Origin of the sequence: Streptomyces sp. NPDC008001 (assembly GCF_042958085.1) — a bacterium.
GTDB lineage: Bacteria > Actinomycetota > Actinomycetes > Streptomycetales > Streptomycetaceae > Streptomyces.
Map to the genome: position 1 here is coordinate 528,968 of NZ_JBIBIZ010000007.1, position 12,730 is coordinate 541,697.

Sequence of the window (12,730 nt, forward strand, 5' to 3'; positions counted from 1 at the left end):
ACCACCGGACGAACCGTCACCTGATGGGCCAAACGGCTCCCGCTGCCGGGTTGGCGCGTGCGCGGCGTGGTAGAGGACGGACGGGGCCGGTCCCCGAGAGGCGCACACAGGTCGAGCATCGAGCATGAGGAGGGCGCCCATGCCCATCGCAACGGTGAACCCCGCGAACGGCGAGACGCTCAAGACGTTCCAAGAGCTGGGAGCCGAGGAGATCGAACGGCACCTGGCCGCCGCGGCGTCGGCGTTCCGGGACTACCGCACCACGGACTTCGCCGAGCGGGCCCGCCTCCTGAACCGGGCGGCGGACCTCCTGGAGGAGGACCGGGACGACATCGCCCGCACCATGACCACCGAGATGGGCAAGCCGCTGGCCGCCGCCCGGGCGGAGGCGGCGAAATGCGTCAAGGCCATGCGCTGGTACGCCGCGCACGCTGCGGAGCTGCTGGCCGACGAGCACCCGCCGCAGCCCGAGGTCGCCGACTCCGGGGCCGTGCTCGCCCGCGTCCGCTACCGGCCGCTGGGCGTGGTCCTCGCCGTCATGCCGTGGAACTTCCCCCTGTGGCAGGTCGTCCGCTTCGCCGCGCCCGCCCTGATGGCGGGCAACACGGGCCTGCTCAAGCACGCCTCGAACGTGCCGCAGACCGCGCTGTACCTCGGCGACCTCTTCCGCCGCGCCGGGTTCCCGGCCGGCTGCTTCCAGACCCTGCTCATCGGCTCGCGGGCCGTCGAGGGCATCCTCCGCGACCCCAGGGTCGCCGCGGCGACCCTCACGGGCAGCGAGCCCGCGGGCCGCTCGGTCGCCGCGATCGCCGGTGACGAGGTGAAGAAGACCGTCCTCGAACTGGGCGGCAGCGACCCGTACGTCGTGATGCCGTCCGCCGACCTGGGACGCGCCGTGCGGACCGCGGTCACCGCGCGCGTCCAGAACAACGGCCAGTCCTGCATCGCGGCCAAGCGCTTCATCGTCCACACCGACGTCCACGACGCCTTCGTCGAGCGCTTCACCGCCCGCATGGCCGGGCTGACCGTCGGCGACCCCATGGCCGAGACCACCGACGTCGGCCCCCTGGCCAGCGAACAGGGCCGCGCCGACCTCGAAGAGCTCGTGGACGACGCCGTGCGGCGGGGCGCGACGGCCCTGTGCGGGGGGCAGCGGCCGAAGGACCTGCCCCGGGGCTGGTTCTACGAGCCGACGGTCCTCACCGGCATCACCCCCGACATGCGCATCCACCGCGAGGAGACGTTCGGCCCGGTGGCGACCGTCTACCGCGTGGACGGCCTCGACGAGGCCGTCGCTCTGGCCAACGACACACCGTTCGGCCTCAGCTCGAACGTCTGGACCACGGACGCGGCGGAGCAGGAACGTTTCGCGCGGGACATCGAAGCAGGAGGCGTCTTCTTCAACGGCATGACCGCCTCGCACCCCGCGCTGCCGTTCGGCGGGGTCAAGCGATCGGGCTACGGCCGCGAGCTCTCGGGCCACGGCATCAAAGAATTCTGCAATGTGACGACGGTCTGGCACGGGGCGGAACCGGCGCAGGGGGCGTGACCAACCCCCTAAAGATTAACGATTCTCCTCACGGATTTTTCCGTTTCCGCAGGTGGCGTGAGGGGTTGTGCGTCGGGTGCGGTGGCGGCGTGGTACGCCCCCGGCGCAACCCCATAGCGGCGCCGGAGACGTTGTGGTGATGTGCTTGTCGTACTTACGGTGGGTGCCGCGGCTCCACCGCTCGGATTTCCTACGGAAATCAGTGGAGTCCCTATCAGGCGCCTGTAGTACGCACCATCATCCCCATCCACAAGAAGGAGAATGGTCATGACGTACGAGCGTCCCACCCTCGCCAAGGCCGGCAGCTTCCGCAAGGTGACCGGCGTCAAGAGCACCGGTCCGAAGGACGTCCTGGGCGGCAAGCAGCTCCTCTGACGTGAAGGCGGGTGGCGGCCTCCGGCCGCCACCCGTTTTTCCTGCCCGATTCCCCGCCCGCGCGTCACCGAGGGAAGGCCGTGGCCCATGGATCAGGCCCTGTCGCTCCAGTCCGTGCCCGTCTGGTTCGTCGTCCTGCCCGACACCGACGCGGCGGCCGCCCCCGCCGCCACGGCGCTCCGCTTCGCCCACCGCAGCCTGCTCCACGCCTCCGGACGGCCGTGGATCGTGGGCCGCTGGGACCCCAGGACGGCCGTGACGGGCGCGCACCGGGACACGCGGGTCGCGGTGATCGGTGAGCACGCCGTCACGGCGGACGAAGCCGAACGGGCCGCCGCCGCGGCAGCCGGCACCGCCTCACCCACGGCGCTGGACCGCCTCGGTGGCCGCGCCGGCAGCTTCCACCTGCTGACCAGCGGCGGCGGAGGCGTCCGGGTGCAGGGCGGCGTCGTCGGTCTGCGCCGCGTCTTCCACGCCGCGGCCCCGATACCCGGCGGCCGGCCGGTGAACCTGGCGTCCGACCGGGCCGACGTCCTCGCCGAACTCACCGGCGCCGGGCTCGACGAGCGCCGCATCGCCCTGGAGATGCTCACCCTGGGCGTACCGCACCCGTGGGGCGGGGACCCCCTGTGGCGGGGCGTGCACGCCGTGCCCGGCGGCCACCGCCTGACGATCGACGCCGGCGGCCGGCCCCGCACCACCCGCTGGTGGTCGCCGCCCGACCCCGTCGTCCCGCTCGCCGAGGGCGCCCTGCACCTGAGGGAAGCGCTCACCGAAGCCGTCGGCGTCCGCACCCGCGGGCGCGGCCTCGTGTCGTCGGACCTGGGCGGACTGGATTCGACGGCGGTCTGCTGCACGGCGGCCCGGGGCGGCGCCGAGGTCGTCGCCTACACCGCTGCCATCCACGACGAAGCCGGCGACGACGCGTACTGGGCCGAGCGGACGGTCCGGGAGCTCGGCAACGTCGAGCACCACCTCGTACCGGCCCGCGACGTCGCCATGACGTTCGACGGGATCGATACCCTCCAGGACGTCCTGGACACCCCCAGCATCCTCACGGTCGACCGCAACCGCCGCATGGGCATCGTCGGACTCGCCGCCGCCCGCGGGTCCCGCCTCCATTTCACCGGCCTGGGCGGGGACGAACTCCTGGCCGGCACGCCCGCCCGGCTGCACACGCTGTTCCTCACCCACCCCTTCGCCGCGCTCCACGCGATACGCGGGTACGCCGCCAAGTACCGCTGGTCCCGGCGAGCGGTCCTGCGCCAGCTCCTGGACCGCAGGTCCTACGGCGCCTGGCTGGACCGGCTCGCCCGCGAGCTGACCGCCCCGGCGGCCCCCGCGGACGAGCCGCTCCTCGACTGGACGGTTCCGCCCCGGATGCCGCCCTGGGCCACCCCCGACGCGGTCGCCGCCGCGCGCGAACTGCTCCGCGCGGGACGGGCCGCCGGGCCCCGGGGCAGGGACCGCGGCGAACACCGCGAACTCGTCGCCATGGACGGCATCTCCCAATGGACCCGGCACATCGGGCAGATGGCCGCCCCCCTCGGCATCGAGGTCTCCGCCCCCTACTACGACGCCCGCGTCATCGAGGCGGCCCTCGCCGTCCGCACCCACGAGCGGATCACGCCCTGGCGCTACAAACCGCTCATCGTCGAAGCCATGCGGGGCGTCGTCCCGGAAGCCTCCCGCAGCCGCGGCACCAAGGCCAACGCGACGTTCGAGGAGGAGGCGGGGCTGCGCCGGCACCGCGGGGCCCTGCTGGTGCTGAGCGAGGACTCCCGGCTGGTCCGGCTCGGTCTGGCCGACGGCGAGGCGCTGCGCGCGTGGTGCGGCCGCGCCCTGTCCGCGGAGTCCGAGAGCTACCTGCTGCACCCGACCGTCGCCTGCGAAGTGTGGCTTCGCTCGCGGGAGATGACGCCCCTGCCCGCCGCCGACCGAAAGGCGTGAACCGGTGCCAGCACTCAAGCCCGGCGTCCTGCTGACCGAGACCGAGTACGGCATGGCGCTGCTCGACCAGGAGAGCGCCGAGTACTGGACGCTCAACCCGACGGCGGCCCTCGTGCTGCAGACCCTGCTGGACGGCCACGGCCCCGAGCGGGCGGCCGAGCTCCTCACCGCCCGGTACGACGGCGTCGACGCCGGAACGGCAGGAGAGGACGTCCGGCGCATCATCGGCGAGCTGAGCTCGGCGGGACTGCTCACCCCGTAAGGCGCCCGTGTCACCCATGGAAGCGCCCGTGTCACCCGTGGAAGGGGCCCGTTCGCCCTGCAGCCGTCCCTCCAGCCCGCCCCCCTCGAACGAAGAGGCACGCATGACGACGCCGGAAGCGATTCCGTACCAGCCCAGCTCCGTCCCCCTGGGCCGCCGCTGCGTGGCACGGCTGGCCGTGGCCTGTGCCCACCTGCTGGCCACCCAGCCGCCCGCCCGGATCCGCGCCGTCCTCATCAGGCTGCGGCGCGGTGCCCGTCCCGCGACGCTCGCCGAGGCGAGCACGGCACGGCGCACGGTGCTCGCCGTGAGCCTCGCCGCCGGAGGACACAAGGGCTGCCTGCCCCGCTCCCTGGCCACCGTGCTGCTCTGCCGCTGGTACGGCCACTGGCCGGCCTGGTGCGTCGGCGTGCGCAACCGCCCGCCGTTCGCCGCGCATGCCTGGGTGGAGGCCGAGGGGGTCCTCGTCGGCGAAGGCGCCCCGGCCGACTACTTCCAGCGCTTCTTCACCGTGGAGTGAGCCGATGACCGCGCCACCTTCCGTGGACACGCCCCGGACCGGCCCTCCCGCCCCCGCGCCGGACGGCGCACCGGAGAGCGGCCCGGACCGGTCGTGGCGGGGGCAGCGGGCCCTGCTGGGCCACCTGCGCCCGCAGCGGTGGCGCATGGCCGCGGGCGTCGCCCTGGGGCTCGTCGGCAGCGTCATGGGCCTGGCTCAGCCCCTGGCGGCCAAGCGGGTGATGGACGACATGGGCCACGGCACGCCGGAGGCCGGCCCCGTGCTCGTGCTCAGCCTGCTGGTCGTGGCCGGAGCGGCCCTCGCCGGACTCGGGTACTACGTGCTGCAGTGGTCGGCCGAATCCCTCGTCTGCACCGCCAGGCGCCGGCTGACCGACCGCCTCCTGCGGCTGCGCGTGCCCGTCGTGGAGGGCTCCGAACCGGGCGACCTCATCGCCCGTGTCACGTCCGACACGACACTGCTGCGCCAGACCGCGCCCCAGGCGGTGTCGGCGGCGGTCACCGGCACCCTGGTCACCGCGGCGACGGTCGTCATGATGGGACTGCTCGACGCCGTCCTGCTGGGCGTCACCCTCGCCGTGGTCGCCTTCGTCGGGATCGTCGTGGCGGTCGTGGCCCCGCGGATCGGCCGCGCCACGCACGGCACCCAGGAGGCGGTGGGGCGCATCGGGGCGGCGCTGGAGCGGGTGCTGGGCGCCTTCCGCACCGTCAAGGCGTCCGGCGCCGAGCGGCACGAGGCGGCGGCGCTGCTCCGGGAGGCCGAACGCGCCCGGCGCGCCGGGATACGGGCGGCTGCCTGGGAGGCCGTGTCGGCGACGACGTCGGCGGTGGTCGTCCAGGTCTGCTTCCTCGTGGTGCTCGGCGTGGGTGGCGCGCGCGTCACTTCCGGCGCGACGGACGTCTCCACCCTCGTCGCCTTCCTGCTCTACCTCTTCGCCCTCGCCCCGCGCATCGGGCAACTGGTCGAAGGCGTCGGCCAGATCCAGATCGGGGCCGCTGCAGCGGCCCGCATCGCGCAGGCCGAAGAGCTGGAGACGGAGGAGCAGGAGGACGACGCGACGGAAGACGTCACGCGAGTGCCCCTCAGCGTGTCCTTCGACCGGGTGAGCTTCGCCTACCGCCCCGGGCTGCCCCGCGTCCACCGCGAGGTCTCCTTCACCGTCCCCGCCCGCGGCCTGACCGCGTTCGTCGGCCCGTCCGGCGCGGGCAAGACCACGGTCTTCTCCCTGATCGAGCGCTTCTACGAGCAGGATTCCGGCCGGGTGCTGCTGGACGGCGAGGACATACGGCACTGGCCGCTGGCCCGGCTCCGCGCCTCCATCGGCTACGTGGAACAGGACGTCCCCGTCCTTGCCGGCACCCTCCGGGACAACCTGACCCTGGGCACCCCCGACCCCGGCGCCGCGGAGCTCGCCCGCGCCCTGCGGCTGGCCCGCCTCGACCTGCTCGCCGAGCGCCTGCCCGACGGCCTGGACACCGACGTCGGCCACCGCGGCAGCCGCCTCTCCGGCGGCGAGCGGCAGCGCGTGGCGATCGCCCGCGCCCTGCTCCGCCGCCCCGGCCTGCTCCTCCTGGACGAGGCCACGTCCCAGCTCGACGCCGCCAACGAGGCGGCCCTCCGCGACACGATCACCGAAACAGCCCGTCACACCACCGTCCTGGTCGTCGCCCACCGGCTCTCCACGGTGACCACGGCGGACCGGATCGTGGTCATGGAGGCCGGACGCGTACGGACGGTCGGCACCCATGCCGAGCTCATGACGCGGGACGCCCTCTACCGCGACCTGGCGAGCACACAGTTGCTCGGCCGGTAGTCGATCAGGCCTTCGTCCAGGCCACCCGCATGTGCTCACGTGCTGCCGGCGGTGCTTCCAGGCGCTCGAAGACACCGGGTTCCGAACGGAAGAGGCAATCGATGCCATAGCGGTGCAGCAGTGCCACGTCCGAGTCCGCGGGCCGTGTGGGGAACAACCCTGCCAGGCGGTCCGCCGGCTGAGGGCTGTGGGGTGCATAGTCGAGAAGTTGTGCCAGCGCGGCCCGCACGTAGCTGTGGTCGCTGCTGCTCTTGGCTTCGATGATTTCTGTACTGCCCGGTGCGGACACATGAATGTCCGTGATTCCGGCCGGAGTACGCAGACGCCGGTGAGCAACACCACCGAGCGTTTCGGTGTACTCACGTACGAGAAGTGCCTCGGCCCTGCTCACGACGATCTGGCGTGCGTCTCGTTGATAGGTGGAAGCCGTGGTGTGGAGACCTTCGACGGGCACGATCCGGGTGCCCGCGGCGATGGCCGATGCGACCTCGATGTCTCGAGCGATCTTGTTCTGCAAGTCGGTGTACGTGCCGATGTCCAGCCCTTGAAGGACTTCCTCGGCCTTCTCGCCCTCGAGTATGCGGAGGCCCATGAAGTTGTCGTTTTCATTGAAACTGGGCAGTGCCCAGACCTCGGCGTAGGGGATCTCGGTGGGCTGGAAGGAGAGCAAGCTGTAGACGTTGTGCCAGCTGCCATTGGTCGGATCCGGCGACCACATGGTGTCGGCAAAGGCCGAGTTCTGCAGTGTCTCACCGATCTCGCCGATGCCGCGCACGAGTTTGCCGCCGGTGAACAGCACTACGTCACCGGTGCGGAGGCGCTGCATGTTCCGGTCCTGGGCGGCGGTGGCCCCCCAGAAGCGCGCCCGGCCCGTGGGATGTGAAGCGAGCAGCTTCTGGAGCTGGGCGGGTGTGAGGGCAGTCTTATGGTGTCCTGTGGCGAAGGGCACCTCTTTATCCAGCGTGTCCCGCCAGTGGCGCCTGGCGGCGGGGTTCCCGTAAGACGGCTGGATCGCCACGAGCGGCATGCTGTTGTCCTCCCCGTTTCAGATGGCCTGAACGGGCTCGATCGTCTCATCCCCCTCTGACAGCTTCGTCGCAGCGGTCCGGTTCGGAGACCGGCGCGGTGGCGGAGTTGCCCGCAGCCGGCCGACCGGACTGATCCGGCTGGAGGCTTCGGAGGAATCGCTGTGTGGCGGGATCCGTGGAGTAGAGGCAGGTGCCCCGGGTACCCCGAGAGGCGAGGACTCGATAGGTGTTGAGGGCGTAGACGAGGTAGTCATCGGGACTGACGTTCCTCATGGCGGGGTCGTGGCTTTTCTCCGGGTGGGCTTCCCAGCTGTCCCGGACACGGATCAGGTCGGGTCCGATGACGACTGCTCCGTAGTCGTATTCCAGCCCCTGAGCGGTGTAGATGCAGCCGACCTGTTGGTGGCCTCCGTCGTCGGTCGCCCAGTAGACGCGGCCGGGGACGCGCGGAGCGGAGGGTGAAGTGCGGTCGGCACGGAGGTTCCACGGTCGTGCCCAGGTATGAGGGCTTCCTGTGTGGTGGCAGAAGAGTGACACTTCCGCCGGGAGCGGTGGCCTGTCGGGGGCGTTCCAGGGCCAGCAGAAGCCGGCCGTGATGCGAGCGCCGTTCCCGGCGGCGATGTGTCTGTCGACCCAGGTGCCGAGAGCGCAAGGACAGGATGCGACGGTCAGGTCGTAGTCGGTGCCGACCCACGGCTCAGACGTTTGCGCGGTGGAGAACAGGGTGTCGATCCAGCGTTGATAGGCCTGAGAGCCGCTGCAGCGGAACTGGGTGGCCAGGTTGATGTGCTGGAAGTCTGCGCCCGTCTCGGCCGCCAGATCCTGCAGTTCGGCGAGAGTCGCGCCTTCTCCTGGTCTTATGATCTGGCGTTCGTCGAGGAACAGAACCAGCGCGGCAGTGTTCTGCAGCATCCTGATCAGCAGCGACGAGTGGCGTGCGCGGCGGAATCGTCGTCCAGTACGTGCACGATGTGCCTCGTCCAGGAGCACGACGCTCTGCTCGGTCAGTTCAGGGGGAGAGCCGCCAAGAGTGCTGATGAGGCCTTTGCCCTCTGGACCGACGGCCCGTAGCAGTTGCTGGGTGAGGGTTCCTGAAGGTGACATCAGCCGCGGGTCTGCGCCCGGCTGCAAGCAGAGGTCGCCCAGGACGCGGGCTGCGATGGCGCTCTTGCCGGTTCCGGGACCTCCGGTGATCACCACGAGCTTGCGGCGCGTGCCGCTGCCGACTGGTCGCAGAGCCGCATGGATGGCTTGTCTCGCCCGGTCCTGGTCACCTATCAAGGTGAATCCGTCATGACCCGAGACCGTGGCAGCGAAACGATTCAGCAGCTTGGTCGACGGACGGTGACGCGCCTTCAGGAAGACCTGCACTTGGTCCGGCATCGGTTCGTAAAGGCCATCGCAGCCCAAGCGGCTCGCGAGAGCGTCGGCGTTGGGGAGCGGGAGAAGGTCATCGCGTGCCAGGAGCGGGAACGCGCCGCTTGGCTGATTCCTCACCGCTGCGCGCAGCATGTCCGCAAACTCCGGTGCGGCGTCGTGTACGACGGCAGCGCCACGGACAGTCAGTTCAAGGGTCTCGGGGAGCCAATGAGTGAGGTAGTGGACGTATCCGCCGACCTGGCGGCAGGGGTGCAGGGCGTCACGCTGTCCCACTCGTAACAACCCAGAGCCTCCCGGGTGACGACGGCCGGTCGTCCACTGCTTCAGCTCCAGGACCACTGCAGTCAGCTCCCCGGAACCAGTCTCCCGGCCGAGGAGCACGGCATCGACCCGCTCACCTGTCCCGGGCAGCAGATATTCGAGGAGCAGCTGCAACTCATGGGCGTCGGCTGCAACAAGGGCCTTCAGCAGAGCCGGCCAGCTCCGCTCCCAACTCCGCCGCTCCTCCGCGCTCACGGACTGACGGTAAAGGGCTGAGAAGCGTTCGGCGCAGGCCTCGAAGAATCCCGGCTCCTTGATCCGTTCAGCGGCATCGGCAACTGTTCCTGCGTAGATGAACACGTATGAGCTATACCAGGCGTTCCCTCGTCCTCTCGCGGCGGGTATCGGTGGCAGCCCTTGCTGCGCAGATGCCTGTGGACAATGGGCGGCATGACAATTCGCACCCTGCAGGCTCAGCTAGCCGATTTCGCCAAGGAACGGGACTGGGAGCAGTTCCACACCCCCGAGAACCTGGTGATGGCGCTTGCAGGTGAGGCCGGCGAGCTCCTGGAGGTGTTTCAGTGGCTGACACCGGAGGAGTCGGACGATGTCATGCGGGAACCGGATCGTGCGCGTGCGGTACGGGAGGAGATGGCGGATGTCTTTGTCTACCTGCTCCGGCTGGCCGACGTTCTCGGCATCGACGTTGCCCAGGCTCTCAAGGATAAGATCGAAACCAACCGGCACCGCTATCCGGCCCACCTGGCACGCGGCCGTGCCGACAAGTACACGGTTCTGCGAGAACACCGGTGAGAGTGCTCATCGCCGCCGTGCCGGTACGGCGGTGACTCCGGCGAGCGGGCCGCATCCGCGCAGTCACGTCGGGCGGGCCGGCCCTGTCCTCGTGGCGAGTGCTCCGTTCCCGGGCGTCGCCGATACTTGATCTCAAGCATGGTTGAGGTTCTAGCGTGCAGATACACCGATGCCACCGGAGGAGAGCCCCATGAGCATGGAAGTCACGGCGTGGCACTCGCTGCACAGCGCGATGAACGCCGAACAGGGCCGGCGGCCCCTCTCGCGGGCCACTCTGCGCCGCACCGCCGCCTTCGCGCGGCCGCACCGGTGGAAGCTGGGGCAGTTCCTGGTGCTGAGCGTGGCCATGGCGCTGCTCGCCGTGGCGACGCCGGTCCTCGCCGGGCGGGTCGTCGGCGCGATCGTGCACGGTGACGACGCCGGGGCCGTCATCCGGCTCGCCCTGCTCATCGCCGGGATCGCCGTGGCGGAGGCGGGCCTGGGGCTGCTGAACCGCCGGCTCTCCGCGACCCTCGGCGAGGGGCTCATCCTCGACCTGCGGACCGCGGTCTTCGACCACGTCCAGCAGATGCCGGTCGCCTTCTTCACCCGCACCCGCACGGGGGCGCTCGTCAGCCGGCTCAACAACGACGTCATCGGCGCCCAGCGGGCCTTCAGCAACACGCTGTCCGGCGTTGTCTCCAACCTCGTCACTCTCCTCCTGACGCTCGGGGTGATGCTCAGCATCTCCTGGCAGATCACGCTGCTGGCGCTCGTCCTGCTGCCGGTGTTCGTCGTGCCCGCGCGCCGTATGGGAGCGCGCATGGCCGGGCTGCAGCGCGAGGCCGCCGCGCACAACGCCGCGATGAGCAGCCGGATGACCGAGCGGTTCTCCGCGCCGGGCGCCACCCTCGTCAAGCTGTTCGGACGGCCCGCGGACGAGTCCGCCGAGTTCGCCGAACGCGCCCGCGCGGTCCGCGACATCGGCGTCCGCACCGCCATGGCCCAGTCGGCGTTCATCACGGCGCTCACCCTCGTCTCCGCGCTGGCCCTCGCCCTCGTCTACGGACTGGGCGGCTTCTACGCGCTGCGCGGCAGCCTGGAGCCGGGCGCCGTCGTCGCGCTCGCCCTGCTCCTCACCCGCCTCTACGCCCCGCTGACCGCCCTCGCCGGCGCCCGCGTCGAAGTGATGAGCGCCCTCGTCAGCTTCGAGCGCGTCTTCGAGGTCCTGGACCTCCGGCCGCTGATCACCGAGAAGCCGGACGCGCGGCGCGTGCCGGACGGGCCGGTCTCCGTCGAGTTCGACGGCGTGCGGTTCGGCTACCCGGCCGCCGACAAGGTCTCCCTCGCCTCCCTCGAAGAGGTCGCCGGCCTGGACACCCGCGGCGGCACCGAAGTCCTGCACGGCATCTCCTTCCGTGCCGAACCCGGCCACATGGTCGCCCTGGTCGGCTCGTCCGGCGCGGGGAAGTCGACCATCGCCCAGCTGCTGCCCCGGCTGTACGACGCCGACGCCGGATCCGTCCGCATCGGCGGCATCGACGTGCGCGACCTGAGCGCCGACTCCCTCCGGGAAACCCTCGGCATGGTCACCCAGGACGGCCACCTCTTCCACGACACGGTCCGCGCCAACCTCCTCATCGCGCGGCCGGGAGCCACCGAGGACGAGATCTGGGACGCGCTGCGCCGGTCCCGGCTCGACGGCCTGGTGGCCGCCCTGCCCGACGGGCTGGACACGGTCGTCGGCGAGCGCGGCTACCGGCTCTCCGGCGGCGAGCGGCAACGGCTCACCATCGCCCGCCTGCTGCTGGCCCGTCAGCGCGTCGTCATCCTGGACGAGGCGACCGCCCACCTCGACTCCACGTCCGAGGCCGCCGTCCAGGAAGCACTGGCCGAAGCGCTGGAAGGCCGTACGGCCGTGGTGATCGCCCACCGGCTGTCCACGGTACGGGCCGCCGACCTCATCCTTGTCATCGAGGACGGACGGATCGTCGAACGCGGCACCCACAGCGAGCTGCTGGCCGCGGGCGGACGCTACGAGGAGCTCTACCGCACGCAGTTCGAGCGGGCGGAGGCGGACGGGGAGGCGGAGCCCGTCTGCTGAAACAGGGAGCGGCCCGCCCGCCGAAACAGGAGCGGCCCGCCGCCGGCGGAATGCCGGTGGGCGGGCCGCACCGCGTACCGGCTAGCCGGCCTGGCGCAGGGCCACGGCCGCGCGCTTCACCGCGGCCGCGACGGACTCCGTGGCGCCCGGGTTGAAGACGCTGGGGATGATGTAGTTGGCGTTGAGTTCGTCCTCGGTGACGACGTCGGCGAGGGCGCGGGCGGCGGCCAGCATCATGTCGGTGTTGACCGTGCGGGACTGCGCGTCGAGCAGGCCGCGGAAGACACCCGGGAAGACCAGCACGTTGTTGATCTGGTTGGGGAAGTCCGAACGGCCGGTGGCCACCACCGCGGCCGTCCGGCGCGCGATCGCCGGGTCGACCTCGGGGTCGGGGTTGGCCAGCGCGAAGACGATCGCACCCTCCGCCATCGCCGCCACGTCCGCACCGTCGAGCACGTTGGGAGCCGAGACGCCGATGAAGACGTCCGCACCGCGCACGGCCTCCTTCAGCGTGCCCGTGATGCCCTCCGGGTTGGTGTTGTCCGCGATCCACCGCAGCGCCGTCTCCGGCCCCGCATCCACCAGATCCGCACGCCCCGCGTGCACCACACCGTGAATGTCGGCCACGACCGCGTGCTTGACGCCGGCCGCCAGCAGCAGCTTCAAAATCGCCGTACCGGCCGCACCCGCACCCGA

At 71.1% G+C, this 12,730-nt stretch carries 11 protein-coding genes; 8 read left to right on the forward strand and 3 right to left on the reverse strand.

From position 1 onward, the window contains the following. Positions 1 to 139 precede the first annotated feature (139 nt). The 6 genes from ACFZCD_RS21370 to ACFZCD_RS21395 all read left to right on the forward strand — a co-directional run bounded on the left by ACFZCD_RS21370 (position 140) and on the right by ACFZCD_RS21395 (position 6,469). A complete protein-coding gene (locus ACFZCD_RS21370; RefSeq protein ID WP_391833078.1) occupies positions 140 to 1,549 on the forward strand; it encodes an NADP-dependent succinic semialdehyde dehydrogenase in 1,410 nt (469 codons plus the stop codon). A 267-nt stretch (positions 1,550 to 1,816) separates the two neighbouring features. Continuing rightward, positions 1,817 to 1,924 carry a keywimysin-related RiPP gene (locus tag ACFZCD_RS21375; RefSeq protein WP_391833080.1) on the forward strand — a complete coding sequence of 36 codons (108 nt, stop codon included), beginning with the start codon at positions 1,817 to 1,819 and terminating at the stop codon, positions 1,922 to 1,924. A gap of 87 nt (positions 1,925 to 2,011) precedes the next feature. Beyond that, complete coding sequence (locus ACFZCD_RS21380) at positions 2,012 to 3,874, forward strand: lasso peptide isopeptide bond-forming cyclase (RefSeq protein ID WP_391833082.1); 1,863 nt, start codon at positions 2,012 to 2,014, stop codon at positions 3,872 to 3,874. Between the two features lie 4 nt (positions 3,875 to 3,878). Next, the gene (locus ACFZCD_RS21385; protein ID WP_391833084.1) at positions 3,879 to 4,136 is read left to right on the forward strand and encodes a lasso peptide biosynthesis PqqD family chaperone; all 258 of its coding nucleotides are present in this window, start codon (positions 3,879 to 3,881) and stop codon (positions 4,134 to 4,136) included. Between the two features lie 103 nt (positions 4,137 to 4,239). Next, positions 4,240 to 4,656, forward strand: a complete 417-nt coding sequence (locus ACFZCD_RS21390; RefSeq protein WP_391833086.1) for a lasso peptide biosynthesis B2 protein — start codon at positions 4,240 to 4,242, stop codon at positions 4,654 to 4,656. 4 nt (positions 4,657 to 4,660) lie between these two features. Continuing rightward, complete coding sequence (locus ACFZCD_RS21395; protein WP_391833088.1) at positions 4,661 to 6,469, forward strand: ABC transporter ATP-binding protein; 1,809 nt, start codon at positions 4,661 to 4,663, stop codon at positions 6,467 to 6,469. Positions 6,470 to 6,473: 4 nt separating this feature from the next. Here the strand turns inward: ACFZCD_RS21395 and ACFZCD_RS21400 are convergent, their stop codons facing one another. After that, positions 6,474 to 7,496, reverse strand: coding sequence for a hypothetical protein (locus tag ACFZCD_RS21400; protein WP_391833090.1), 1,023 nt, complete (start codon positions 7,494 to 7,496; stop codon positions 6,474 to 6,476). Between the two features lie 46 nt (positions 7,497 to 7,542). Beyond that, complete coding sequence (locus tag ACFZCD_RS21405) at positions 7,543 to 9,498, reverse strand: DNA/RNA helicase domain-containing protein (RefSeq protein ID WP_391833092.1); 1,956 nt, start codon at positions 9,496 to 9,498, stop codon at positions 7,543 to 7,545. A gap of 90 nt (positions 9,499 to 9,588) precedes the next feature. Here ACFZCD_RS21405 and ACFZCD_RS21410 point away from each other — a divergent pair, with 90 nt between their 5' ends. Together ACFZCD_RS21410 and ACFZCD_RS21415 are read left to right on the forward strand one after the other, a co-directional pair. Next, positions 9,589 to 9,951, forward strand: a complete 363-nt coding sequence (locus ACFZCD_RS21410) for a nucleotide pyrophosphohydrolase (protein WP_391833094.1) — start codon at positions 9,589 to 9,591, stop codon at positions 9,949 to 9,951. A gap of 190 nt (positions 9,952 to 10,141) precedes the next feature. Next, positions 10,142 to 12,034, forward strand: a complete 1,893-nt coding sequence (locus tag ACFZCD_RS21415) for an ABC transporter ATP-binding protein (RefSeq protein ID WP_391833096.1) — start codon at positions 10,142 to 10,144, stop codon at positions 12,032 to 12,034. Between the two features lie 81 nt (positions 12,035 to 12,115). On the opposite strand, the gene ACFZCD_RS21420 is transcribed toward ACFZCD_RS21415, so the two are convergent. Next, positions 12,116 to 12,730 (reverse strand): malic enzyme-like NAD(P)-binding protein (locus tag ACFZCD_RS21420; protein WP_391833098.1); only part of this gene is annotated, 615 nt, incomplete at its 5' end.

What these genes read in the sequence shown, in the direction of transcription:
- ACFZCD_RS21410 (WP_391833094.1), top strand. Translation starts at nt 9,589, where the DNA reads ATGACAATTCGCACCCTGCAGGCTCAGCTAGCCGATTTCGCCAAGGAA.
- ACFZCD_RS21415 (WP_391833096.1), top strand. Translation starts at nt 10,142, where the DNA reads ATGAGCATGGAAGTCACGGCGTGGCACTCGCTGCACAGCGCGATGAAC.
- ACFZCD_RS21395 (WP_391833088.1), top strand. Translation starts at nt 4,661, where the DNA reads ATGACCGCGCCACCTTCCGTGGACACGCCCCGGACCGGCCCTCCCGCC.
- ACFZCD_RS21390 (WP_391833086.1), top strand. Translation starts at nt 4,240, where the DNA reads ATGACGACGCCGGAAGCGATTCCGTACCAGCCCAGCTCCGTCCCCCTG.
- ACFZCD_RS21380 (WP_391833082.1), top strand. Translation starts at nt 2,012, where the DNA reads ATGGATCAGGCCCTGTCGCTCCAGTCCGTGCCCGTCTGGTTCGTCGTC.
- ACFZCD_RS21370 (WP_391833078.1), top strand. Translation starts at nt 140, where the DNA reads ATGCCCATCGCAACGGTGAACCCCGCGAACGGCGAGACGCTCAAGACG.
- ACFZCD_RS21375 (WP_391833080.1), top strand. Translation starts at nt 1,817, where the DNA reads ATGACGTACGAGCGTCCCACCCTCGCCAAGGCCGGCAGCTTCCGCAAG.
- ACFZCD_RS21400 (WP_391833090.1), bottom strand. Translation starts at nt 7,496, where the DNA reads ATGCCGCTCGTGGCGATCCAGCCGTCTTACGGGAACCCCGCCGCCAGG.